This window comes from Aestuariimicrobium sp. G57 (assembly GCF_050110855.1).
GTDB lineage: Bacteria > Actinomycetota > Actinomycetes > Propionibacteriales > Propionibacteriaceae > Aestuariimicrobium.
Window position 1 is genome coordinate 66475 of record NZ_JBNINW010000004.1, and the last position, 24991, is coordinate 91465.

The window sequence follows — 24991 nt, forward strand, 5'->3', positions numbered from 1 at the left end:
GTCGGTGCCCAGGTGCTGCTGCTTCGCCTCAGCCCCCGCAGCGGCCTCGTCGGCGACCTCGTCGAGCGATCCACCCGTCGAGGCGGTGACCACGGCGGCGACAAGGCCCTCGACCAGCGGCGCGGCGCTCAGCCGCACCCGCTCTGCCAGGTCGGGGTCGATGAACTCCTTGGCCATCTCGGCGCTCAGGATCGCACTGCCCAGGTCGAGCATCACCAGCACCCCGTCGCCCGAATCGGCCGCGGTGATCGCCTCGCTGATGGCCACCGCGTCGGTGCCGAACGTGCCGTCGTCGAGGCCGGCGGCGATCTGGATGGCCGGTGGCTGCTCGGTCATCTCACTGGCCAGGGACACCGCTGCTTCGGCGAGCGGGCGGCTGTGGGACACGACGACGATGCCAATCATGCGAATGCTCCAACTTCACTGGTGGATTCAACGTTGCCGGTGATGCTACCGGCCCGGCGTTCCGGGCTGACAAGGGGTCCACGCAGGCGACGGGGCCGCCCGTCCACCGTGTTGGACGAGCGGCCCCGCCGCATGCGTTCGCGCCGTCGGCGCCGTCGGCGCCGTCGGCGACCGACGGCGACCGACGCGGGATCAGGCGCCCCAGCGCAGACCCGGCGTGACCACGGGCGCATCCCACAACCGCAGGATGTCGTCGTCGGCCTTGAGCACGGTCACCGATGAGCCGGCCATCTCGAGCGAGGTGATGTAGTTGCCCACCAGGTTGCGGGCCACCTTGACCCCGGACTTCTCGAGCAGTTCGGCCACCTCGCGATAGACGACGTAGAGCTCGATCAGCGGGGTGCCACCCATGCCGTTGACCATGACGATCGCGGGTGAGCCGGTGAAGTCGAGGTCGGCCAGGATCGGCTCGACCAGCATCGCGGCGACATCCTTGGCCGGGGCGATCTTCTTGCGCTCACGGCCGGGCTCGCCGTGGATGCCGATGCCGACCTCCATCTCGTCGTCGGCGAGGTCGAAGGTGGGCTTGCCGGCCGCCGGCACGGTGCACGAGGTGAGCGCCATGCCCATCGAGCGGCCCTGGCCGTTGATCTTCTTGGCCAGTTCGAGCACGGCGGCCAGGTCCTGGCCCTCTTCGGCGGCGGCGCCGACGATCTTTTCGAGCAGCACCGTGGTGCCGACACCGCGGCGGCCCGCGGTCCAGGTCGAGTCCTGCACGGCGACGTCATCGTCGACGATGACCGAGGCGACCTCGATGCCGTCGGCAGCGGCGAGTTCGGCGGCCATCTCGAAGTTGAGCACGTCGCCGGTGTAGTTCTTGACGATGTGCAGCACGCCGGCGCCGCCGTCGACGGCCTTGGTGGCGAATTCCATCTGGTCGGGGGTGGGTGAGGTGAACACGGCACCGGCGCAGGCGGCATCGAGCATGCCGAGCCCGACGAAGCCGCCGTGCATGGGCTCGTGGCCGGAGCCACCGCCCGAGATCAGGCCGACCTTGCCGGCGGGCTTGGGATCCTTGCGGAGGATGACCTTGTGCTCGTGGTCCACACGCTGCAGGTCACCATGGGCGTACTCGATGCCCAGCAGGGCATCGGTCACGACAGCATCAGCATCATTGATGAGCTTCTTCATGGCGCCAATCTATCCGCGCCACGCGCCTGTTGTGCAGGGGGTCACCGGATCGCCGGGGCTGGTTCACCACTCCTGCGGCTGCCACACCGGCCAGAGTTTTTCGGCCGCTCCCGGGGCGGCCACCAGCATGCCGCCGCCGCTCGGGAACAGCGAGTCGTCACCGTCCTCGTTGAGCACCCGTGCGCCCGCCTCATGGGCGATCAACGCGCCCGCGAGGTGGTCGATGGGGTGAAAGCTGTGCACCAGCCCGCCGACCCCGTCGCCCGAGGCGACCCGGGCAAGGGTGAGTGTGCCCGAGCCCATCACCCGGGTGGCGCAGTGCTGCTCGCCGAGTCGTTGGACGATCTCGACCTGGCCGGGGAAGAACTGGTGGGCAGACATCTCCATGAACACGGCGCGGCCCGCCAGCGAACCCACCCGCCCCAGCTGCAGCGGCCTGCCATTGAGCGTCGCGCCGAGGCCGCGGGCGGCCAGGTAGATCTCGCCCGTCCATGGCTGGCACACCACGGCCACGACCGGTTGCCCCTCGACCGCCAGCGCCAGGCTCATCGAGGTCCATGGCACATGGTTGGCGAGGTTGGTGGTGCCGTCGACGGGGTCGAGGTACCACGTCGGACGATCATGCCCCGGCTCACCGCCGAACTCTTCGCCCACGACGGCATGGTCGGGGAATTCGGCCCCCAGCACCGCCCGGATGTGCTGCTCGACGGCCCGGTCGACGTCGGTCACCACGTCGGCGGCATGTTTCTTGGTGGCCACCTGGCCGAGGCCGGCGGTGCGGGTGAAGCTGATGGTCCACTCGGCCAGGTGCCGGGCGACGGCCAGCCAGCGGGGCAGGTCATCGCCGAACCCGCCGCCCAGCCCGAGCCGTTCGGCGACCAGCCCGGGGCCAGTCCAGGCCAGCGCGAGCGGGCTGTAGCCGGTGGTGGCGAGCTGGCGCAGCAGCTGCACCTGGGTGGTGGCGACCTGGTCGGCGTGCAGGTCAATGACCCAGCTCAGCTGTTCGGCGCCGTCGACACCGGTCACCAGCACCTCGAGGTCGCGACCGTGGGCGGCCTCCACGAGCGCCGCATCGACCAGGGCGAGGTCAACGGCCACGGCCGCGGGCCCGGACGAGGCCAGCGCGGCAGCGTCGTCGAGCTGCGCGTCGATGCCGCTGGTCTGGTCGAGCTGCACGATGACTGAGGCATCGGTGGCCACCTGCCGCACCGCCCGGACGACCTGGGCCGAGCCGCACCAGACCACGTCGGGGCCGTCGTCGGGGCCGGTGGCCGGTGCTGCGGTCAGCGCTGCCTGCGCCGCCGCGAAATCGCCGACCGTGGCCGGCGACAGCACCAACCGGGGCGGCTGCGGCAGCGCGGCCAACACGTCGATGACGGCAGCGAGGGTCGGGATGCGGGTGCCCCCATACCCCAGCGACGCCAGCTCGTCCACGGTCTGCGCAGCGACAGCACGGGCCTGGCCCCACAGCCGCAGGGTCGTCGCGTCGGCGATGGCCACCGCGACACCGTCGGCGCTGGTGCGCACCGTGAGCAGCACGTCGGTGGCGCCGTGCTCGACGGCGCGGGTCACCGCCTCGAGGGTGTGCGACCTGGCCGACTCGGCGTCACCGCCCACGGCGACGATGCGGACGGCGGTGGTGGGTGCGGGTGGCTCGGCGTTGGCAGACACACGGCCACGCTATCGCGCCGCGACGCCCCGACAATCAGCGGATCGGGTGGGGCATGTCCTCGGTGACCTTGCCGTGCACCAACCGCAGCCACGGTGCCGGGCGGCTCGGGTCGAAGCGCAGGCGCATGTGGTCGTGGCGCATGATCCACAGCGAGACCACGACGAAGGTGATGATCACGGGGATGGCCGGGCCGATGACCGTCCAGCGGGGGCCGATGGCGTCACCCAGCCAGCCCACCACCGGCGAGACGAGCGGTGTGCCGCCCAGGATCACCGCACCCCACACGCTCATCACCCGGCCACGCATCTCGGGGCTCACGCTGGTCTGCACCAGCGCATTGGCCGAGATCAGCACGGTGACGGCGAAGAACCCGATCGGCACCATGCTCGCGGCGAACAGCGCATAGGTGGGGGTGAGCCCCGAGACGAGCATCAGCACCCCGAAACCGCCCAGCGCCAACAGCACGTAGCGCATGCGCGGACGATCACGTCGCGCCGAGACGAGCGCGGCGACCAGGGCGCCAACCCCCATCCACGAGCCGACCATGCCGTATTCCCCCGCACCCTTGCCGAAGGCCTCGGTGGCCATCACGGCATTGCTGATGGCGAAGTTGAAGCCGAAGGCGCCCATCATGAACGCGATGACCAGCAGCACCACCAGGTCGAAGCGCCTGCTGATGTAGCGAATCCCCTGGACCATGCCGCCCTGGCCCCGCTTGACCTTGACGGTGTGCATCTTCGTCGGGTCGATCGCCAGCAACGAGATGATCAGTACGACGAACGTGAGCACGTTGAATGCCAGCACCGGCCCGGTGTCGAACGCGGCGATCATGAACCCGGCCACGCCGGGACCGACCAACCGGGCCATGTTGAACGAGGCCGAGTTGAGGCTGATGGCATTGGGCAGCAGCTCCTTGCCCACCAGTTCGCTGGCCATCGCCTGCCGCGCGGGGCCGTCGAAGGCGGCCGCGATGCCATCCATCAGCGCCAGCACGTAGACATGCCACAGCTCGGCTCGTCCGGTCAGCACGAGCGCGGCCAGGATGGCGGCATCGATGGCGAGCACCACCTGGGCCACGTTCATCACGTGCCGCTTGGGGAACCGGTCGGCGACCACGCCGGCGAGCGGTGCGAGCAGCAGCGCCGGGGCGAAGTTCAGGCTGGTCACCCAGCCGAGGGCGCGGGCGTTGCCGTCGGTGAGGTCGACCAGCACCAGCCAGCTGGCAGCGGTGCGTGACATCCACTGGCCGATGTTGCTGACGGTGGCACCGATGAAGAACTTGCGGTAGTTCGGCACCGCAAGGCTGGCGAATGTCGAACTCACTTGTCCCCCGAGGGTTCCGGCGCTGCCGGGTGGGAAACCATGCGATTCAGCAGCGCCGTGGCCTGCACGAGGATGGCGCGTTCCTCATCGGTGCACGCCTCGACGCGTTCGACCATCCAGTAGTCGCGGGTGCTGCGGATCTCGTCGATGATGTCGATGCCTGCCCCGGTGATGGTGACGATGCGTTGGCGGCGGTCGTCCGGGCTGGTTTCGCGACTGATCAGGCCGGCAGCCTCGAGTTCGCCGATGGTGCGCGACATGCTGGGCGCGCTGACCAGTTCGAGTTCGGCGAGCTCGGCGGCGGTGCGGGGCTGCTCATTCACCTTGGCCAGCACGGCCACCTGGTGCGGCGGCAGGCTCGAGGCCTCGACGCGGACGCGCCGGCTGACCCGCATGCACGCGGCCCGAAGCTCGTGACTGACCTGTTGGATGGTGGGTTCGGCCATGGCTCCTCAGTCACGCGCGATAATTAACACGGCTAACGATATCGTGCGACCGGGCTGTGAGCCATCTCTCACCACAGCCAGTTGAGCGCCACCCCCGCGAGGACGCCCAGGCCCATGCGCAGTTCGGCCAGTCCGGTGGTCTTGAGCACGGGCACCAGGTCGCGTCCCAGGGCGCCAGAGGTGATCACCCGCACCGCTGGGATGGCCGCGCTGAGCATCGCCAGGCCGAGCAGCGCCCACCACGTGGTCGTGGCGGCGACCACGACGACGGCGGCGACCGAGACGGCGACCAGCACGACATAGAGCCGGCGGCTGCCGGCGTCACCGAGCCGGGTGGCCAGCGTGCGCTTGCCGGCCTCGATGTCGGTGGGGATGTCGCGCAGGTTGTTGGCCACCAGCAGCGCCGAGGCGATGGCGCCGGTGCCGATGGCCGCGGCAAGGGCCGCCACACTGAGCCGCGACACGGCTCGTCCATCGGTGAACGCGCCGTCAGTCAGCACATGGTGGGTGCCGAGCACCGCGACCAGCCCGAAGAAGACGAAGACCATGACCTCACCCAGGCCCAGGTACCCGTATGGGTGGCGTCCGCCGGTATAGAACCAGGCGGCCAGGATGCACACGAGCCCGACGATGACCATCCACCACGACTGGGTGGCGATGACGATGGCCATGCCGGCCAGGGCGGCCACGCCGAATGACGCGAAGGCGGCCAGCTTGACGTGCTTCGCCGGCGCCGCACCCGAACCCACCAGCCGCATGGGTCCGACCCGGTCGTCGTCGGTGCCGCGGATGCCGTCGGAATAGTCATTGGCGTAGTTGACGCCCACCTGCAGCGCCAGCGCCACCACGGCAGCCAGCAGCGCCATGCCGAGCATGCGGGTGTTGAGGTCGCCCACGGTGCTCCAGGCGGTGGCGGTGCCGATCAGCACCGGTGCGGTCGCGGCGGGCAGGGTGCGCGGACGTGCGCCCTCGACCCATTGACCAAATGTGGCCACGAATTGTCCTCCTCAGCCGGCCGCGAGCCGGATGCAGGCCTGCCGGTCGATCTTGCCAGAAGGGGTTCGTGGCAGTCGATTCACGCGCACCACCTGTCGGGGCAGTGCGGCACGGCCGAGACCCGACGCGGCCAGCGCGTCGCGCCAGTGGGCGAGGTCCTCGGTCGGCTGCGCGGGTGTGCCCGAGGCAGGGTTGTCGGGGTTCTCGGTGACCAGCACGACGCGGGTGCCCCATTCCTCGTCGGGGACGCCGACCACCACGGCGGCCTGCGCCGGGGCGACGACCGCCAGGTGGCGCTGCACCTCGGCGAGGTCGACATTGACCCCACCCGAGATGACCACGTCGTCGATGCGGCCCAGCACGCGCAGGTGCCCGGCCGGGGTCCAGGCGCCGCGATCATGGGTGATCAAGCGGCCGTCGACCAGGGCCTTGGCCGTCGCGTCGGGGTCGAGCCGGTAACCCTCGAAGAGCATCGGCCCCGTGATGCGGATCCGTCCGCTGCCGTCAGTCCCATCGCCTTCGTCCAGGCCCACCTCGACGCCCGGCAGCGGCACGCCGTCATAGATGCAGCCGCCGCTGGTCTCACTCATGCCATAGGTCGTGACCACGCGGATGCCCGCGGTTCGGGCGCGGTCGAGCAGCTCGGCCGGTGCGGGGGCACCGCCGAGCAGCACGACCTCGAACCCGGCGAGTTTCTTCACCTGCGCGGGGTCGTCCAACGCGCGGTGCAGGTGGGTGGGCACGATCGACAGCGCACGCTTCTCGGTGGGGTGCGGGGCCGGCAGGTCGCCCAGATGGGGGTCGAGCAGCACCGGTGTGGTGCCGGCCTCGTGGGCACGGACGAGCACCATCAGCCCGGCCACGTAGTGTAGCGGCAGCGGGGTGTACCAGTGCATCGGGGCGCCGCCCAGGTGGGTGCGGGTGGCGCGGGCTGAGGCAAGCATCGCCTTGGCCGACAGCACGACCCCCTTCGGGTTGCCGGTCGACCCCGACGTGGTGACGATCACCGCGGCACCGGGTTCGGTGACGGGCACCTGGGGGTGCATCGCGGCCGCCTCGTGGGTGTGCTGGGTGGGCAGCAGCACCACCTCGCCCGCGAGCGCGCGTGGCAGCAGGCGCGGCAACTGGGTCGCGGAACAGACCAGGGGCAGCATTTGCCCAGTTTATTACCGGTGAGCGCCTGCGGGTGCTGAGCCCCCGTTCACTAGTGTGGGCCGGGATGGGATGGGAAGGGGATCCAGTGCCCAGCGACCTGCAGCCGCCGCGGGAATGGCCGACCGGTCTGTACATGTACACGCTCTTCCGTGCGCTCGAAGACCACGTGCTGCAAGCCGTCGTCGATGCCGGCGGTGACATTTCCCGCGCACAGGCCAGGCTGCTTGCCGGGATCGACCCCGTCAACGGCACCCGGCTGGTCGCGCTCGCCGACCGTGCCCGGGTCTCGAAGCAGACCGCGGTGCCGCTGGTCGACCGGCTCGAGGAACAGGGCTACGTCGTCCGGCAGCCCGACCCCCGCGACCGCCGTGCCCGGCTGGTGAAGCTCAGCCCGTTGGCACTGGAACTGCTCGAGGTCGCCCGCACCGCCGAGCACGAGGTCGAGGGCGAGTGGGCCCGCGTGCTCGGGGAACGCCGGATGGCCTCGTTGCGCCGCGCCGTGATCGAGCTGTGGTCGTCCGAGGTCGGGAACTGATTCGGGGTGGCACGTGGCGCGCCATGCCGGGCCCAGTAGGCTGGACGCCACCAGCGAAGGGGGACGACCATGATCAGCCGCCGTGCCAGATGGGCCCTGGGGCTAGCAGTCGCGGGGGCGGCCGGGGCCGTCGTCGCCAGCTCGGTCGACCAGGGGTCGTGGCTGCGCACCACACGGCCGATGCACAGACCGCGTCAGGGTCTGGTCGGTTATTCCGGCGACGTGCAGTTCCTGATGGATGCGGTCGAACGCCACGAGTCGGGCATCAGTCGTGACCAGCGCCGTGATTTTGTCGAACTGCTTGCGTCGCGCCCCGTGCGCAGCGTGGACGAGCTGACGCTGGCGGCCCAGGAATCGCTCGCCCTGCTCGACAATGCTGCGACCACCGTGCTGGTGACCCGGGCCCACCGGCTGCCGATCCGGCTCGGCTGGATGCGCGATTCGCTGGTGGTGGTGAAGGCGTCGCCCGAGTACGAACACCTCGCGGGCCAGCGGATCGTCTCGATCGCGGGCGGTGCCCCCGATGTCACCTGGCCGCTGTTCGCCCGGTTCGTCGGTGGCGGCACCCCGGCGTGGCTGCGCAACCGTTCGGCGTGGTTCTTCACGGTCCCCGAGGCGTTGCGGCAGGTGGGCATGGCGGTGCACAACGGTCAGGTGCGCTGTGAACTCGAGGCCCCCGATGGCACGCTCAGCGAGGTCACGCTGATCTCGTCGACCGAGCCGATGCCCGGCGGGCCGATGGCTGACTTCCGTGACCGGTTCCCCGGTGACGAGGGCCTGGGCACCCGCGGCTGGCGCACGGCGCTGCGCGACCCTGACGAGGGCGACGAGTCCGAGGACGTGCCCAGCCCGCTCTACCTCGAACACTGGGACCGGCTGCTGCTGATGAGTGAACTGCCGCTGGACGCCGGCACGGGTTCGGGTGGCACGGGTTCGGGTGGCACGGGTTCGGCTGGCACGGGTTCGGCTGGTACGGGTTCGGCTGGCACCGCGCTCTACCTGCGGCTGCTGGGCACCCCGGACGGCCAGGACCCCGACCAGGACCTCATCGACGAGGCGCTCGGCCGCATCGAGACCGGGGACCATGCCCGCTACATCGTCGACGTGCGCTACCACTGTGGCGGTGACTACCGGGTGACGCTGCCGCTGGTGCGGGCCATCGCGAAGCGGGCCCGGGCGTTGTCGGTGCCGATCAAGGTGCTGGTGGGGCCGAACACGATTGGCGGAGGGCTCGTGAGCGCGTCTCAGTTCATGGCCCATGCCCCCGAACGCACCACCGTGATCGGCAATGACGTCGGCGACCGGCTGCGCAACCGTGCCCAGGGCCGCACCATCGAGTTGCCCCACAGCCGGCTCGTCGTCCAGGTCTGCCACGACTGGCACGACATTTCCGAAGAGCCCACGCCCTGGAGCGATGTCTGGCTGCCCGACAAGTTCCTGTTGCAGGGCATCGGCGACTTCAGGCCAGACCTGAATGTGCAGAACTCCTGGCCCGACTACCTGGCCGGACGAGACCTGCTGGTCGAGGCGGCGCTGGCGTGACCGGCGCGGGTGTGGACGGCGGGGTGTACAGCGGTGGGGTGTACAGCGGCGCTGTGGCTGGGGTGCCCCGCGAGGACTGGCCCGAGCGCGTGCAGCAGGTGGACTGGGTGCAGGCGCTGGCGGTCTATGAGATCGCGATGCCGACCCGGTTCCGGGGGCTGACGGCGCGGCGCGGCATGGTGCTGCAGTCTGCCCAGCACGGGTGGGTCGAGTGGAGCCCCTTCGAGGAGTACGGCGTGCCCGAGGCCTCGCGCTGGTGGCTGGCGGCCGAGGATGCGGCGGTCCACGGGTTCCCGGTCCCGGTTCGTGACGTCGTGCCCGTGAACGTGACCGTGCCCGCCGAACCGGCCGGGGCCGCGCATGCCCGGGTGGCCGCGTCCGGGTGCGGCACGGCCAAGGTGAAAGTGGCCGAACCCAGCCAGACGTCGGCTGATGACATCGCCCGTGTCGAGGCCGTCCGCGACGCGCTGGGCCCCGGGGGCCGGTTGCGGATCGACGCCAATGGTGCGTGGGCGCCCGGGCAGGCGCTGACCATGATCAACGAGCTGCGCCGCTTCGACCTGGAGTATGTCGAGCAGCCCTGTGCCGGCGTCGAAGACCTGGCCAGGCTGCGCCACGAGGTGGCCCGCCGCGGCTGGCACGTCCCGATCGCGGCCGACGAGTCGATCCGCCGGGCCGGAGACCCCGAACGGGTGGCCTCGCTGGGGGCGGCTGATGTCGCGGTGATCAAGGTGCAGCCCCTGGGTGGCGTCAAGGCCTGCCTCGAGCTGGGTGAACGGCTGGGCATGCCGCTGGTGGTCTCGTCGGCACTGGAGACCTCGGTGGGCCTGCGGGCCGGGGTCGCGCTGGCGGCGGCGCTGCCCGAGTTGCCGTTCGCCTGTGGACTGAACACGTCCGCCCTGCTGGCCGGCGACCTGACGACCGAATCGCTGCGTGCCCGCGACGGGCAGATCGCGGTCGGTGACGGCGAGGTCGACGCCGCGGCGCTGGCACAACATGGCGCCGACGAGCGGGTGACGCAGCGCTGGCTCGAACGCCTCGACGGGGTGCTCGCCCACCTGCAGCCGGGACGGCCCGCATGAGTTCGGTCGACCTGGCCCGCACCGTGGTCGCCACGCTGCTGGACCAGGGGGTGCGCCACGTCGTGCTCGCTCCCGGGTCACGCAACGCGCCGCTGGCGCTCGCGCTGGCCACTGCCGACCGGGCGGGGCAGTTGTCGTTGCACGTACGTGTGGACGAACGCAGCGCGGGGTTCATCGCGCTGGGGTTGGCGCGCGCGACCGGTGGGGTGGTGGCGGTGGTGACCACGTCGGGCACGGCTGTCGGCAACCTGCTGCCCGCCGTCATGGAGGCCCGCCACGCGGGCGTGGGGCTGCTGGTGCTCTCGGCAGACCGGCCGGCATCCATGATCGACTCCGGCGCGAACCAGACCACCCGGCAGGACCGGCTGCTGGGCGAACATGCGCTGGCCTGCATTCGGGTGGCATCCGAGTCGGGCGGGGTCGCCGACTGGCGCGCCCAGGTCGCGCGCGCGGTGGTGCTCGCGTCCGGGGCGCGCACCCGTCAGCCCGGGCCGGTGCAGGTGAATGTGGAACTGGCTGCGCCGCTGGTTGACCCGCAGGTGCTGGTGCCCGTCGAGGTCGGGCCGGGGCTGCAGGTGTTATCGGCGCAGCCGGCTGGGGTCGTGGTGCTGCCAGCCGGCCCACGCACGGTCGTGGTGGCCGGTGATGCGTCGGCTGCCGTGGGTGCGGCCGCCGTGGAGTTCGCCGGGCAACTCGGCGCGCCACTGCTGGCGGAGCCGTCGAGCAATGCCCGCCGGGGCCGGTGCGCCGTCGCGGCCTACCGGCTGCTGCTGCCTCGTTTCGCCGACCGCATCGAACGCGTGGTGGTGTTCGGCCACCCGACGCTGTCGCGCCCGGTCACCGCCCTGCTGTCGCGTCAGGACGTGGAGTTGATCATGGTCGCGCCCGGCGCGGAGTGGATTGACCCCGGGCATGCCGCCAGCCGCGTGGTCGACGCCGTGCGGGCCGGTGCGCCCGGGCCGGGGGATTGGCTGGCCGAGTGGTTGGCGGCCGATCGTGAGGTGGCGCAGGGGCTGGACGCCGACGGCGGACTGCGGCGCGCGCTCACCCGGGCGCTGTGGGCCTCGTTCGGGCCCGAGGACGTCGTCGTGCTGGGGTCGTCCAACCCGATCAGGGACGCCGACCTGGCCCCCATCGCCGAACAGGGGCCGCAGGTGTTCGCCAACCGCGGGTTGGCCGGCATCGACGGCACGCTCAGCACCGGCATCGGGGTGGCACTCGGCTCAGGTCGTCCGGTCACGGTCGTCGTCGGCGACCTGACCCTTCTGCACGACGTCTCGGCACTGGGCATCGGAGACCTGGAGCGGCGGCCCGACCTGCGGGTCGTGGTGCTTGATGATCATGGTGGCTCGATCTTCGCAGGCCTCGAGCAGGGGGCCGCTGACTACGCCGAACACTTCGAACGCGTGTTCGCGACGCCCCAGGCCGTTGACCTGGCGGCCGTGGCGGCCGGGTTCGGGGCGGGCGTGGTGCAGGTGGCCAACCCGGACGACCTGGCGCAGGAAATGGCGCGGCCGGTGCACGGCGTCGAGGTGGTGCACGTACGGCTGCCGCGGTAGGGCGTCGGCGCTCAGCGTGGTCGGCGGTGCGCCCGTTCGGCGAACCTGTCGAGGGCGTCGGTGACCTCGGTGGCGACCCAGACGACGTAGCGCTAGGCGAGGTGGCTCCAACATAAGCGAAACCGTCTTCACCTATGTAGGGCTTGGCGTCAGGCGCGTCCGCAGCTCAGGCGTGTGCGCCGTGCTGGGCGCGCAGCCACGCCCGCAACGCATGGGTCGCGCGCACGTCGTCCTCGTTGTAGGCCAGCACCCGTCGGCGGGCGGCCTCGCGGTCTTCGGGGGACAGGTCGGCGTTGATCGCCTCGGCGAACCAACTCTGGGAGTTCAACCCGCCAGGCTCGTCGTCGCGCCACTCGAAGCCGGCGCCCTCGTGGGCGACCACCTTGAGCCCCAGGCCCTGCACACCGAAGAAATGGTGCGAGACGACCGAATACAGGTCGACCCAGTCCCGGGCCACCCGGTCGTGGGCGCGGCGCAGCAGCTTGTCACGGCTCTTGTCGACATCGGCGAGTTCGCGAAGGTGACGCGACTCGTAGTCGGAATAGTGATAGACGCGGACGCGTCGTCCGGTGGCGAAGTAGCGCTCGAGGAACGCCATCGCCTCACGCGCCAGCGCCACCTGGTCGTCGGTGGTCATCGGGCCCCAGTGCACGAACGGGTGGTAGACCGGCGCGTGACCGTCGGCGCTGACCAGCAGGCCCCACAGGTAGATCTCGTCATCACCCGAGGTCTCGATGTCGAGGTCGATCTCGATGTCACCGCCCGGCAGCGCGATGGCCTCGTCGTCGATGCGACTGAGCGCGACCCCGTCACGCATCATCCGGGCGCGATGGGCGGCGGTGAGCAGGCGCTTGTCGGCCTGGCTGCGATGGGCCACCTCGGGCAGGTACAGCGGCATCAGTGCGGCGAGGTCCGCCCCGGCCAGGTCGGCCAGCGTCGAGATGCCGAGCTTGCGCAGCACGCTGATCTCGCGCACGTCGAGCGGGGTCTTCGTGATCCGCCGGCTCACGTCTTCGGCATCGAGCATCGGTTCGCAGCGCTGCCACCACGGGCATGACTGGCATTCGCGCACCACGATCGGGGTCACCCGCGGGGTGTACGGCTCGCCCTCGACATGCCGGCTGGCGGTCTCGGCGACGGTCACGCGGAAGCCGAATTCGTGGTCGTAGCGTTCGAGGCCCGAACGCAGTCGCCAGTGCGTCTCGGCCGTGCGTGAGAAGGTGCGCAGAAAGCGGTGGCGCAGGTCGACCCAGACAATGCCGACATCAGGCTGGGTTTCGGGGGCTGGGCTTTCGGGGGCTGGGGTTTCGGGGGCTGGGCTTTCGGGGGCTGGGGTTTCGGCCTCGAGCCCGATGAGCTTGTCGGTACCGATGAGCCCGGCCACCTCGTGTGGTGCGGCCCAGCCCAGGTCCTGCAGCATCCGCACGTAATGCGCCATCTGGATGAGTTCGGCCTCGCGCCCGGCACGGAACGAGTGCTCGTGCAGTGCGGTGGCACTGTCGTGGGAGAGGGGGTCGGGGGCGACGGGCTGTTCCAGCGTGGTCGTCCAGCAGAAGACCTCGGCCGGGCGGCGGCGTTCGACCAGCAGCTTCCGCTTGACCTGCACCGGGTGGTAGCCGGGCTGGCCGTCGCTGCGGGACTCACCGCGCACCAGCGCGTCCGGGGTGCCACGGCGGTGCCCATCGGGGTCGGGCGGCAGGGCCGGGCCGACGATGACGGGGGTGCCCGCCACGACCGCGTCGACGGTCGCCACGCGGCGCTCGTCCGGGGGCAGGTCGCGCAGGTCGAGCGCGCCCGGGGCGGTGGCGAGCCGCCCCAGCACGTCGTTCTTGTACTCCTGCGACCCGGCGAAGATCTCCTGCAGTTCGGCGTCGGCGCCCTCACCCGGTTCCGGGACGGTCGGGTCGTACTGGTTCTGCGTCTTGACCGGGCAACTGCGCGCGGCATACGCGTCGAGCAGGATCATCCGGCGTGGGTGGGCTTGCCGGGCTTCCAGCCACGGTGCAGCGCGACGATGCCCCCGGTCAGGTTCATCCAGCCCACGGCGCGCCAGCCGGCCTCGCTGAGCAGGTCGGCCAGGGTGCGCTGGTCGGGCCAGTCACGAATCGACTCGCCCAGGTAGCTGTAGGCGGGGGAGTTGCTGGAAAAGCCCTTCGACAGGGTGGGGATGACCGAGCCGAGCACGAACCCGTAGGCCTTGCGGAAAACCGCATTGGTGGGCGTGGAGAACTCGGCGATGACGACCTGTCCGCCGGGCTTGGTGACCCGCAGCAGTTCTTGCAGGGCGCCCAGGGTGTCCTCGACATTGCGCAGGCCGTAGCTGATGGTGACCACGTCGAAGGAGTTGTCGGCATAGGGCAACTGCAGCGCGTCGCCGGCGATGTAGTTCAGCGTCGGCAGCTTCTGCTTGCCGACCCGCAGCATGCCCAGGCTCATGTCGGTGGGAAAGACGTGCGCCCCGGCGGCGGCCAGGGGCACCGATGAGGCGCCGGTGCCGGCGGCTAGGTCGAGGATGTGCATGCCCGGCAACGGGTCGATGGCCGCGGTCACGTCCTTGCGCCAGCGCTCGACGACACCGAGGGTCATCAGCGAGTTCATCAGGTCATAACGGCTGGCCACGGTGTCGAACATGGCGGCCACGTCGGCACGACGCTTGGTGAGGGTGGCGCGGGTCTGGGACATGCTCCAAGCTTGGCACAAGCCACCGACAAGAATCCCCTCGCGCGGTGACGCTGCACCCGCTGCGGACGTCCGGGGCGGGGTTGTCCACAGCCGGTCACGAGGCACTTCGCGGATGGTGGAGAATGGGCCTCATGGCCAAAGCGAAGACCGTGCTCAGTGTGGACAACCTCACCAAGCGTTACGGGGACCACACCATCGTCGACAAGTTCAGCCTCACTGTGGGCGAGGGCGAGGCGGTGGCACTGACCGGGCGCAACGGTGCCGGCAAGTCGACGATCCTGCGCTGCATCATCGGCGCCGACCGCCCCACCGAGGGCAGCGTCGAGGTGCTCGGCATGAAGGTGGTCGAGTCGAACCCCGAGATCCGGCGCAATGTCGCCACCGTCATCGACGACCTCGACTTCTTCCCCGACCTGTCCGTGGTCGAACATCTCGACCTGCTGGCACGCGCCCACGGCCTGGACGACCCTGACGAGCTGGTCGACGAGGTGCTCGAAGAGGTGCAGCTGGTGCCGCAGTCGGGCCAGCTGCCCGGCACCCTGTCATCGGGCCAGCGGCGCCGTCTCGCGTTGGCGACCGCGCTGGTGCGCCCGCGCAAGCTGCTGGTGCTCGACGAGCCCGAACAGCGCCTTGACGTCGAGGGTGTGGCCTGGCTGGGCAAGCGGCTCGCGGTCGAGAAGGCGAACGGTCTGGCCATCTTGATGGCGTCGCACGAACCGGTGCTGGTCGAGGCCCTCGGCGCACGCATCGTCCAGGTCGGCGCCCGATGAGCAAAGCACGACGCAACCGGCGGCTGGGACTCGGCCAACAGCAGCAGCAGGTCCGGGCCGTCGAAGGGGCCCAGGCCCCCGCAGCGCCCGAGCTGCCCGACCCCGAGCTGGTCATCACCCACAACGTCAATGACTACGAGCAGCATTTCGTCGATGAGCGTGCTCTGCTCGGCCTGATGACCGATTGGCGCAAGGGACGAGCGACACGCAACATCTGGCAGGCGCTCGGCGACGCCTATGTGGCGGTGTTCGCGCTCGCGATGGTGCTGGCCATGGTGGTGAGCGCGCTCGTCCGGGCACAGTCATTGGCCGCGGATTGTGGGTCGGCGGCCTGCCAGTCGGGCCGTGGCCTGCTGCCGTGGGCGGCGATGTTCGGGGTCTTCGCGCTGGTGCTGGTGCTCGCCCGCATCTTCGGGCCGGTGCTGGCCTCGGCGGCCGAAGGCTTCTGGCTGATGGAGGCACCCGTCTCGCGGCGCAGCCTGCTCGTGCCGCGACTGGTGAGCGCCGTGGCCATCGCCTTCATCGGCGGTGCAGCGCTCGGCGCGCTGGTCTCGACGCTGACGGGCTCACCCGGTGAGGCCATCATCATCTGGACCGTGGCGACCGGCCTGGGCGCTGCGGGGCTGATCGCGTTTGCCGCCGCAGAGCAGGGCTTCGAACGCACGTGGGTGGTGCGGGTGGTGCAGACGGTGCTGGGGTTGGCCGCGCTGGCCGCGCTGCTGCTGGTCGTGGCTGTCGCTGCGGGCTATGTGCAGCCGGGCCTGGGCCGCACCGGCACCGAGCTGCTGGCGCTGGTCGTCGCGGGCCTGGGGCTGCTGCTGCTGGTCGGCGGGCTGGTCATCGGCATCCACCGGCTCGACTACATCCGCCGCGCGCGGCTGGTCTCGGGCGGCAACCTCGTCAGCGGCCTGCAGGGCGCCGCCTATGCCCTCGACTTCGCCCTGATGCGCGACATCCTCGTCACCCGCGAGGCCAACGAACGCGGTTTCGTGAAGCCCACCCGTGGACGGGCGACTGGCTTGCGGGCGCTGGTCATGCGCGACCTCCAGCGGCTGGTGAGGTTCCCCAAGCCGCTGTTCACGTTGGTGGCGTCGGCAGTGGTGCCGTACGCGGTGCAGGCGCTGGGGCTGGGCCGGCTGGTGGTGCCGATCTCGGCCATCGTGCTCATGGCGGCCCTGATCCCGTTCTTCAACACCCTGCGCGTGCTGTCACGCAGCAAGGGCTTGGCGCGCATGCTGCCCTTCACCACCGGAGAGATCCGCACCGCGGCCTCGATCGTGCCCGGTGTGCTGGCACTGCTCTGGGCGGTGCTGGTGACCCCCGCCTTCATGGGCGTGGCGGGTGCGCCGCGGCTCGGCAGTGACCCCGTCGAGACGGCCATGATCGCGGTCGTGACGGCGGCAGCAGGCTTCGTCGGGGCGATCCGCTGGGTGAGCGCGCGCCCGGCCAACTACCAGGCACCGATGGTGGCCACCGAGATGGGCGCCATGCCGCCGGGGCTGATGTTCAACCTCATCCGGGGCTTTGACGTGATCGCGATCATCACCTTCCCGGTGCTGCTGGGCTGGTCGATCTGGATCAGCGTGGTGCTGGCAGTGATCTGCTTCGCGGTGCTGCGCACCGGTGGACTGAATGCCGACGACCTTCAGGACATGCAGGAGGAGAACCGCCGCGCCCTCGAGGAAGCGCGTGGGGGAGCCAAGGGTGGTTCCGGGGCCAAGGGTGGCGCTGCAAAGCAGACCACCAGCTCGGGCAAGATCAAGGTCACCCGCGGCCGCTGAGAGGGGGCACATCCTCCGGGTGGCCAATCCCAGGTGGAGCCGCCGCGGCCACATCCCAGGTGGAGCCGCCGCGGCCACATCCCAGGTGGAGCCGCCGCGGCCACATCCCAGGTGGAGCCGCCGCCCACATCCTCCGCGGGGCCATTCCCGCCGCCGTCACACCCCACCTAGCTGGCGTTGTTCGACGTAGCTGGCCTCCAGAGCGCCAGCCAGGTCGAACAACGCCAGCTACGTGCGGTTTTGGGCTCGGGGGGTTGTACCGGCCGTCAGACAGCCACATCTGCTCCGATCTGCCACCGCGGCCGTCGTCCTCGCCCGGCCAACCAGCCACCCACCCCAGCGGATTGCCCCAGCAGTGTGCATCGACTGGCGCAAAACCGGCGCAAACCGGCACCTTTTGCCCAGTCGATGCACGTTGCTGGGTCATGCGGGTTCAGGGGTGCTGACGCGCCTTCCACGACCACTTGGCTTGCGCAACTCGACGTGGCTTGCACTGTAAGCACAAGCCAAGTCGAGTAACGCAAGCCAAGTGGACGATTCGGCCGCTGAGCCCCACGTGGCTTGGCGTTGTTCGACGTAGCTGGCCTCCAGAGCGCCAGCCAGGTCGAACAACGCCAGCTACGTGCGGTTTTGGGCTCGGGTGAGGGTGTACCGCCGTCAGGCGAACGCATCTGCCCTGCCTGCCGCAGCAGCCGTCGTCCACGCGCCCGCCACCAGCCACCCACCCCCACGGATTGCCCCAGCAGCGTGCATCGACCGGCGCAAAACCGGCGCAAACCAGCCCCTGCCGCCCGGTCGATGCACATTGCTGGGTCGTGCGGGTCCAGATGCGGGGCCGTGGCGCGCCCTCAGTAGCCGATCGCCTCGCGCATCGGCAGCAGCTTCGCCCGGGTCTCGGCCAGCTCGGCCGCCGGGTCTGAGTCCGCGACGATGCCACACCCCGCGTGCAGCGTGATCCGGCGCGGGTCGTCCGCGCTCAACTGCCCGCCCCGCAACGCAATCGCCCATTCACCGTTGCCCTCGGCATCGACCCAGCCCACCGGTCCCGCGTACCGTCCCCGGTCGATGCCCTCGAGCTCGGCGATCAGCCGCCGCGCCACGTCCGTCGGCGTGCCGCACACCGCTGCCGACGGGTGCAACGCCGCCGCCAACGCCAACGACGTCGTCCCCGCGCGCGCCACGCCGGTGATGTCGGTGGCCAGGTGCAACACATTCGGCAGTTCGAGCACATAGGGCGCGTCAGGCACGTTCATGCCCGAACAGAACGGTGCCATCGCCTGTGCCACCGACCGGACGGCGAACTCGTGTTCACGCAGGTCCTTCGACGACGAGCTCAGCGCATCCGCCAGCGTGCGGGCGTCCTCATCGCTGACCCCGGCCCGGCGGATCGTGCCCGCCAGCACCCGCGACGTCGCCAGCCCGCCCTCGCGGCGCACCAGCATCTCGGGCGTCGCGCCGACCATGCCGTCGACCAGGTAGGTCCAGGTGGTGGGGTACTCGGCCGACAGGTGCGAGACCAGCGTGCGCGGGTCGATTGGACGATCAGCGCGGGCCACCACATCACGGGCCAGCACCACCTTGTCGACGCCCCCGGCCCGGATCGCCGCCACGCCGCGGGCCACCAGCTCGGCGTACGCATCGCCGGCCAGCGTGCCCTCGCGCCACTCCACATTGCCATGCGGGGCAGGTGAGGGCTGCGGCTGCGGCATCGGGTAGGGGTCGTCATCGATGGGCAGCCCGGCCAACGGGTCGTCGCCGCCGATGGTCAACCAGGTGGCCCAGCTGACGTCCTTGCGGCGGCCCAGCACGACACGCGGCACGATCAACACCGACCGGGCACTGGTGGCGTCCGGGTCGAACGTGAACGTGCCGAAGGCCAGCGGGCCGGTGCCGAAGTGTCCCGGCAGGTCGCTCACATGGCTGACGCCCGCGATGAAATCGCGCCACAGTTCATCGGCCTCGGCCATCGTCGGGGCCTCGAAGCGCCGCAGCTCACCGATGCCGACGATGCCGTCACCCCTGCGCAGGAATGCAGTGGCCCCAGTGGGCGGCAGGTATTCCTGCAGCGGGCCAGGATCAGGGATGACCACCGTGCGTGCATGCAACCGGCCCGTGGGGGCTCCTGCCTGCTGGTGGTCCCGGGGGGCGGACATCACCCGGGAAGCGTAGCGCCCCGGAGCCGGCCGGCACACCGCGGGGGTGTGACCTGCGTCACCACCCGCCTGACAGCGAAGTGCTGTGCCGACAGACGGGGATCAAACCACCCGCCCGACCACCCCCTCACACCCCAATTTCGGCACCTTATACTTGCTGAATTCCCGCCTGTGGGCCTGGTTAGCACCCCATCCAAAATGTGCCTAGACTCACCGGGGAATCAGCCTTTCAAGGAAGTGGGGACCATGTCGGACGTCGCGGCCAGCGCAGGCCTCGTTGACGACGCGGCCGTGCGTGAAGCCGATGCGATCGTGGTCGGTGCCGGCCCAGCCGGGTCTGCGACAGCGGCCCATCTCGCCCGCCGCGGCCTCTCGGTGCTGCTGCTCGAGAAGGCGACGTTCCCCCGCGACAAGATCTGCGGCGACGGGCTGACCCCGCGCGCCGTCAAGCAGTTGGTCAACCTCGGCATCGACACCACAGCCGAGGGCTGGCACCGCAACAAGGGGCTGCGGGTCTATGGCGGTCGCGTCGAACCCTTCGACATGCCCTGGCCCGAGCTCGCCGACTTCCCGAACTACGGCCTCGTGCGCCGCCGCGAAGACTTCGACGAACTGCTCGCCCGCCACGCCGAATCGCTGGGCGCCACCCTGGTCACCGCTTGCACCGTGCGCACCCCGATCATCGACGAGCGCACCGGGCGCATCGTGGGGGTCACCAGCAAGGATGGCCGCGAGTTCCGCGCGCCGGTCGTCGTAGCCGCTGATGGCGTCTCGTCGCGGCTGTCGATCGCCATGGGCATCACCAAGCGCGAGGACCGTCCCATGGGCGTTGCTGCCCGCGCCTATTACAAGACTGAACGCGGCAACGGCGACTGGATGGAATCCTGGCTCGAGCTGTGGGACGGTGAGCCGCACAAGTCCGACCTGCTGCCCGGCTATGGCTGGGCCTTCCCGGCGGGCGAGGGCATCAGCAACGTCGGGCTGGGCATGCTCAGCACCTCACCCGCCTATGCCCGCACCGACTACAAAGACCTGATGCGGCGCTGGCTCGCCGCGACGCCGCCCGAGTGGGGCTTCACCGAGGCCAACCAGGTCGGCGAGATCCGCAGTGCCGCGCTGCCGATGGCGTTCAACCGCCAGCCGGCCTACAGCCGCGGACTGCTGCTCGTCGGCGATGCCGGCGGCATGGTGAACCCGTTCAACGGTGAGGGCATCGACTATGCCCTCGAGGCCGCCGAGATGGCCGCCGAGGCCATCAGTGAGGCCCGCTCGCGCGGCTTCGGCACCCCGGCCGCAGAGAAGGCACTGCACGGCTACGTCAGCCACCTCAAGGCCGACATGGGCGGCTACTTCCGCCTGGGCATCATCTTCGCCAACCTGATCGGCCACCCCGAGGTCATGAAGGTCTGCGTGCGCTACGGCCTGCCGCGCAAGTCGCTGATGAAGATCGTGCACAAGCTGCTGGCCAACCTCACCGATGCCCGCGACGGAGACGTCGTCGACCGGCTCATCAACACCCTCACCCGGATCGCGCCCTCAGCATGATGAGCAGCCGCGTCCGCACCGCCACCGCACCTGCGGTTCTCGATTTCACGGGGGTCGCCATCGACCCCTGCGATGCAGTCTGTGAGCATGGTCTCGTTTTGGGTCAGCAACCCGCACCGTTAGCAGACTGCCGTCTGACCACGTCAGAGCCTCGGCTCATGGGAGGAATCGCGTGAACGCCTACATTCCGATCCTCGGGATCTTCGGCTTGGCCCTGTTGTTCATCGTCGTGTCGATCAACCTGAGTGGCCACGTCGGCCCGCAGCGCTACAACCGCGCCAAGTACGACACCTACGAATGCGGCATCCAGCCGACGCCGCAGCCGGTGGGCGGCGGCCGGTTCCCGGTGAAGTACTACATCACCGCCATGATGTTCATCATCTTCGACATCGAAATCGTCTTCCTCTACCCGTGGGCTGTGCGGTTCAACGAGATGACCCTGTTCCCGGTGCTCGCGATGATCCTGTTCATCATCACCGTGTTCATCCCCTACTTCTACGTCCTGCGCCGCGGTGGCCTGGACTGGGACTGACCCAGAAACCCGGAGGTAAGCAGTCATGGGTATTGAAGAGCAGCTCCCGAGCGGTGTGATCCTGACCAGCATCGAAGCCATTGCCGGCTGGATGCGGCAGGCCTCGTTCTGGCCGGCCACGATGGGCCTGGCCTGTTGCGCGATCGAGATGATGTCGTTCGGCGCCCCCCGCTTCGACGCCGGCCGATGGGGCCAGGAAGTCTTTCGCGCCTCGCCGCGCCAGGCCGACCTGCTGATCGTCTCGGGCCGCGTCAGCCAGAAGATGGCGCCGGTCGTGCGCCAGGTCTATGACCAGATGCCGAACCCCAAGTGGGTCATCTCGATGGGCGCCTGCGCCAGCTCGGGCGGAATGTTCAACAACTACGCCATTGTCCAGGGCTGCGACCACTTCCTGCCCGTCGACGTCTACCTGCCCGGGTGCCCGCCGCGCCCCGACATGCTGATCGATGCGGTGTTCAAGCTCAAGAAGGGCATCGTGGCCAAGACCCCGATCGGACCCGACATGGTCGCCCAGATCGAGGAGCGCGAGGCTGAAGCCCTTGTCGCGCCCTCGACCATGGACCAGAAGGGGCTCATGCGATGAGCGACACCCCTGACACCCCCAAGCGCGCTGCCGACGCGGTCGAGGACGAGGCACTGGAGGCCTCGACCACCGACCATGGCCTCGAGCGTGAGGACGCCAGGTCGTCCGATGACACCGGCACCACCGGGATCGCCGAAAAGGCCGTCGTGACCGACGCCGCACCGTTGCCCGGTGAGCAGCTGCTGCGCACCCGTCAGGGCATGTGGGGCGACCAGAAGTCGACCGACACCTCGGGCTACGGCGAAATCAGCCGCGACATCTTCATGCCTGGCCCCAGCGAGCGTCCCTACGGTGGCTGGTTCGACGCCGTCGCCGACCGCATGGAAGAGCTCGTGCCCGGATTCTCGGCCGGCCGCACCGTGGTCGACCGCGGCGAGATCACGTTCTATGTGCGCCCGTCGAAGATGCTCGACCTGGCTCGTGCGCTGCGCGATGACGCCCAGTTGCGCTTCGAGGTCTGCCCCAGCGTCAGCGGCGTGCACTACCCGAACAGCGCCGGTGAAGAACTGCACGTGGCTTACCACCTGCTCTCGATCACCCACAACCGGCGCATCCGCCTCGAGGTGGCGCTGCCCGATGGTGACCCGCACACCCCGTCGCTGATCAGCGTCTACCCGCACGTCGACTGGCACGAGCGTGAGACCTGGGACATGTTCGGCATCATCTTCGACGGCCACCAGGCCCTGACCCGCATTCTGATGCCGGACGACTGGCACGGCCACCCGCAGCGCAAGGACTACCCGCTCGGTGGCGTGGACATCGAGTACAAGGGCACCGTCGTGCCCCCGCCGCACCAGCGAAGGAGCTACTCCTGATGAGCGCCCAGAACCACGGCGACCAGAACCACGGCGACCAGAACCACAGCGACGCCGCAGCTGTCCCCGTTGACCAGGACTGGGCCAACAAGGACCAGACCGCCGTCGACCCCGTCAGCGCCGGCTTCGCCGCCGACATCGCCGAGACGGCCGACCGCGTCTACCTGTCCCAGGGCGGCGACTGGGAAGAGATCGTCACTGCCCAGGCCGAGCGTGGCGACGAGACGATCGTCGTCAACATGGGTCCCCAGCACCCCTCGACGCACGGCGTGCTGCGCCTGATCCTCGAGATGGACGGCGAGACCGTCACCAGCCTGCGCCCCGGCATCGGGTTCCTGCACACCGGCATCGAGAAGAACATGGAGTTCCGCACCTGGACCCAGGGCGTGACCTTCGTGACCCGTGCCGACTACGTGGCGCCGATCTTCAACGAGGCGGCCTACTGCCTCGCGGTCGAGAAGCTGCTGGGCATCACCGACGACATCCCCGAGCGCGCCAACGTGCTGCGCGTGCTGTTCATGGAACTCAACCGCCTCGCCTCGCACCTGGTCGCCATCGGCACCGGTGGCATGGAGATCGGCGCGCTGACGGTCATGACCATCGGCTTCCGTGAGCGCGAGATGATCCTCGACTTCTTCGAGGCCGTCACGGGCCTGCGCATGAACCACGCCTACATTCGTCCGGGTGGCGTCGCCAACGACCTGCCCGAGGGGGGCCTGGACCACCTGCGCCGCGTGATCAGCTGGCTCGAGAAGTACCTGCCCGAGTACGGCATCTTCTGCAACGAGAACCCGATCTTCATCGGGCGCATGAGCGGTGTCGCCCACATGGACCTGGCCCAGTGCATGGCCATGGGCATGTCGGGACCGCCGCTGCGCGCGACCGGCCTGCCGCATGACCTGCGCAAGTCACAGCCGTATTGCGGATACGAGACCTATGACTTCGAGGTGAAGACCTGGGACACGAACGACGCCTACGGTCGCTTCCGCGTGCGCGAGGCCGAGATGTGGGAGTCGCTGAAGATCGTCAAGCAGTGCGCCGAGCGGCTCGAGAAGACCGCGGGCCAGCCCGTCATGGTCGAGGACCCCAAGATCAAGTGGCCGGCGCAGCTGTCGCTCGGCCCCGACGGCCAGGGCAACTCGAACGAGCACATCAAGCACATCATGGGCGAGTCCATGGAGGCACTCATCCATCACTTCAAGATCGTCACCGAAGGCTTCCGGGTTCCGCCCGGTCAGGTCTACCAGGCGATCGAATCGCCCAAGGGCGAGCTGGCCGTCCACCTGGTCAGCGACGGCGGCACCCGGCCCTACCGCAGTCACCTGCGTGACCCCGGGTTCCACCACCTGCAGGCTGTCCCGATGATGTGCGAGGGCGCCATGATGTCCGACGTGGTGGTCGCGGTGGCGTCCATCGACCCAGTGCTTGGAGGTGTTGACCGATGAGCGGTCACGAGTTCCAGTCCCACTTCGACGACCCGCAGGCCCCCGGCTCGGGTGGTGTCGACTATGCCGACACCAGCACCAACATCGACGAGTCGACGATCGAAGAGATGCGCCAGATCGCTGCGCGCTACCCGCAGAAGCGCTCGGCGCTGCTGCCGATGCTGCACCTGGTGCAGAGCGTCGACGGTCGAATTTCGCCCCGCGGTATCGAGGTCTGCGCCGAGGTGCTCGACATCACCACAGCCCAGGTCTCTGGCGTGGCGACGTTCTACACCATGTACAAGCGTCGTCCCGCCGGCAAGCACCACGTCGGCGTCTGCACCACGGCGCTGTGCGCGGTCATGGGTGGCGACATCCTGATGGACCACGTGCAGGCCAAGCTCGGCATCGGTGAGAACCAGACCACCCCGGACGGCAAGATCAGCCTGGAGCGCCTCGAGTGCAACGCGGCCTGCGACTTCGCGCCCGTGATGATGGTCAACTGGGAGTTCATGGACAACATGTCGCCCGACAAGGCCGACGAGTTGCTCGACAAGCTCGCCAATGACGAAGAGGTGCACTCGAGCCGCGGCGCGACGATCACGTCGTGGCGTGAGGCCGAGCGTGTGCTCGCCGGTTTCCCGGACGGCCGCGCCGACGAGGGCCCCACCGCCGGTGAGGCCTCACTCGTGGGCCTACGCATGGCGCAGGACAACGGCTGGACCGCCCCTGACCCGCACCACCTGCCCGCCCCGGAGCAGCCGGCACAGGAGAAGGCACAGTGACCACCACCCAGAACG

General features: G+C 69.7%; 21 protein-coding genes and 1 pseudogene. 12 read left to right on the top strand and 10 right to left on the bottom strand.

What is annotated here, in order from left to right:
• The 7 genes and pseudogenes from dhaM to ACQCX5_RS10385 form a co-directional block, all read right to left on the bottom strand.
• Positions 1-405, bottom strand: a pseudogene (dhaM, locus tag ACQCX5_RS10355) (dihydroxyacetone kinase phosphoryl donor subunit DhaM); the annotation flags it as partial.
• A gap of 192 nt (positions 406-597) precedes the next feature.
• On the bottom strand, positions 598-1596 hold the full coding sequence (gene dhaK, locus ACQCX5_RS10360) for a dihydroxyacetone kinase subunit DhaK (protein ID WP_434541957.1): 999 nt from the start codon (positions 1594-1596) through the stop codon (positions 598-600).
• Positions 1597-1659: 63 nt separating this feature from the next.
• On the bottom strand, positions 1660-3267 hold the full coding sequence (locus ACQCX5_RS10365) for an inositol monophosphatase family protein (protein WP_434541958.1): 1608 nt from the start codon (positions 3265-3267) through the stop codon (positions 1660-1662).
• 34 nt (positions 3268-3301) lie between these two features.
• The gene (locus ACQCX5_RS10370) at positions 3302-4591 is read right to left on the bottom strand and encodes an MFS transporter (RefSeq protein ID WP_434541959.1); all 1290 of its coding nucleotides are present in this window, start codon (positions 4589-4591) and stop codon (positions 3302-3304) included.
• Positions 4588-5037 (bottom strand): MarR family winged helix-turn-helix transcriptional regulator, encoded by a 450-nt coding sequence (locus ACQCX5_RS10375; protein WP_434541960.1) that lies wholly within the window; start codon positions 5035-5037, stop codon positions 4588-4590. The genes ACQCX5_RS10370 and ACQCX5_RS10375 overlap by 4 nt, the downstream gene beginning before the upstream one ends.
• Positions 5038-5105: 68 nt before the next feature.
• Complete coding sequence (locus tag ACQCX5_RS10380; RefSeq protein ID WP_434541961.1) at positions 5106-6032, bottom strand: 1,4-dihydroxy-2-naphthoate polyprenyltransferase; 927 nt, start codon at positions 6030-6032, stop codon at positions 5106-5108.
• A 12-nt stretch (positions 6033-6044) separates the two neighbouring features.
• On the bottom strand, positions 6045-7187 hold the full coding sequence (locus tag ACQCX5_RS10385; RefSeq protein WP_434541962.1) for an AMP-binding protein: 1143 nt from the start codon (positions 7185-7187) through the stop codon (positions 6045-6047).
• A gap of 86 nt (positions 7188-7273) precedes the next feature.
• On the opposite strand from ACQCX5_RS10385, the gene ACQCX5_RS10390 reads away from it, so the two are divergent.
• From ACQCX5_RS10390 to menD, 4 genes are all read left to right on the top strand, one after another.
• Positions 7274-7723, top strand: coding sequence for a MarR family winged helix-turn-helix transcriptional regulator (locus ACQCX5_RS10390; protein ID WP_434541963.1), 450 nt, complete (start codon positions 7274-7276; stop codon positions 7721-7723).
• A gap of 69 nt (positions 7724-7792) precedes the next feature.
• Positions 7793-9265, top strand: coding sequence for a hypothetical protein (locus tag ACQCX5_RS10395; RefSeq protein ID WP_434541964.1), 1473 nt, complete (start codon positions 7793-7795; stop codon positions 9263-9265).
• Entirely contained in the window at positions 9262-10347 is a 1086-nt protein-coding gene (locus ACQCX5_RS10400; RefSeq protein ID WP_434541965.1) for an o-succinylbenzoate synthase, read from the top strand. The genes ACQCX5_RS10395 and ACQCX5_RS10400 overlap by 4 nt, the downstream gene beginning before the upstream one ends.
• A complete protein-coding gene (menD, locus tag ACQCX5_RS10405) occupies positions 10344-11906 on the top strand; it encodes a 2-succinyl-5-enolpyruvyl-6-hydroxy-3-cyclohexene-1-carboxylic-acid synthase (RefSeq protein ID WP_434541966.1) in 1563 nt (520 codons plus the stop codon). Before ACQCX5_RS10400 ends, menD begins: the two co-directional genes overlap by 4 nt.
• 166 nt (positions 11907-12072) lie before the next feature.
• Here menD and ACQCX5_RS10410 read toward each other — a convergent pair whose 3' ends face one another.
• Positions 12073-13872, bottom strand: a complete 1800-nt coding sequence (locus tag ACQCX5_RS10410) for a TM0106 family RecB-like putative nuclease (protein ID WP_434541967.1) — start codon at positions 13870-13872, stop codon at positions 12073-12075.
• Positions 13869-14588 (bottom strand): class I SAM-dependent methyltransferase, encoded by a 720-nt coding sequence (locus tag ACQCX5_RS10415; RefSeq protein WP_434541968.1) that lies wholly within the window; start codon positions 14586-14588, stop codon positions 13869-13871. Before ACQCX5_RS10415 ends, ACQCX5_RS10410 begins: the two co-directional genes overlap by 4 nt.
• Before the next feature lie 122 nt (positions 14589-14710).
• On the opposite strand from ACQCX5_RS10415, the gene ACQCX5_RS10420 reads away from it, so the two are divergent.
• Positions 14711-15358 (top strand): ABC transporter ATP-binding protein, encoded by a 648-nt coding sequence (locus ACQCX5_RS10420; RefSeq protein ID WP_434541969.1) that lies wholly within the window; start codon positions 14711-14713, stop codon positions 15356-15358.
• Entirely contained in the window at positions 15355-17139 is a 1785-nt protein-coding gene (locus ACQCX5_RS10425; RefSeq protein WP_434541970.1) for a DUF6297 family protein, read from the top strand. The genes ACQCX5_RS10420 and ACQCX5_RS10425 overlap by 4 nt, the downstream gene beginning before the upstream one ends.
• Positions 17140-17987: 848 nt before the next feature.
• On the opposite strand, the gene ACQCX5_RS10430 is transcribed toward ACQCX5_RS10425, so the two are convergent.
• Entirely contained in the window at positions 17988-19292 is a 1305-nt protein-coding gene (locus ACQCX5_RS10430; protein ID WP_434541971.1) for an isochorismate synthase, read from the bottom strand.
• 246 nt (positions 19293-19538) lie between these two features.
• On the opposite strand from ACQCX5_RS10430, the gene ACQCX5_RS10435 reads away from it, so the two are divergent.
• The 6 genes from ACQCX5_RS10435 to nuoE all read left to right on the top strand — a co-directional run bounded on the left by ACQCX5_RS10435 (position 19539) and on the right by nuoE (position 24976).
• On the top strand, positions 19539-20837 hold the full coding sequence (locus tag ACQCX5_RS10435; RefSeq protein ID WP_434541972.1) for a geranylgeranyl reductase family protein: 1299 nt from the start codon (positions 19539-19541) through the stop codon (positions 20835-20837).
• 172 nt (positions 20838-21009) lie between these two features.
• Complete coding sequence (locus ACQCX5_RS10440; RefSeq protein WP_434541973.1) at positions 21010-21369, top strand: NADH-quinone oxidoreductase subunit A; 360 nt, start codon at positions 21010-21012, stop codon at positions 21367-21369.
• Positions 21370-21394: 25 nt separating this feature from the next.
• Complete coding sequence (locus tag ACQCX5_RS10445) at positions 21395-21952, top strand: NuoB/complex I 20 kDa subunit family protein (RefSeq protein WP_434541974.1); 558 nt, start codon at positions 21395-21397, stop codon at positions 21950-21952.
• The gene (locus ACQCX5_RS10450; RefSeq protein WP_434541975.1) at positions 21949-22767 is read left to right on the top strand and encodes an NADH-quinone oxidoreductase subunit C; all 819 of its coding nucleotides are present in this window, start codon (positions 21949-21951) and stop codon (positions 22765-22767) included. The genes ACQCX5_RS10445 and ACQCX5_RS10450 overlap by 4 nt, the downstream gene beginning before the upstream one ends.
• Entirely contained in the window at positions 22767-24212 is a 1446-nt protein-coding gene (locus ACQCX5_RS10455; protein WP_434541976.1) for an NADH-quinone oxidoreductase subunit D, read from the top strand. The genes ACQCX5_RS10450 and ACQCX5_RS10455 overlap by 1 nt, the downstream gene beginning before the upstream one ends.
• Entirely contained in the window at positions 24209-24976 is a 768-nt protein-coding gene (nuoE, locus tag ACQCX5_RS10460) for an NADH-quinone oxidoreductase subunit NuoE (protein ID WP_434541977.1), read from the top strand. Before ACQCX5_RS10455 ends, nuoE begins: the two co-directional genes overlap by 4 nt.
• Positions 24977-24991: the final 15 nt, after the last annotated feature.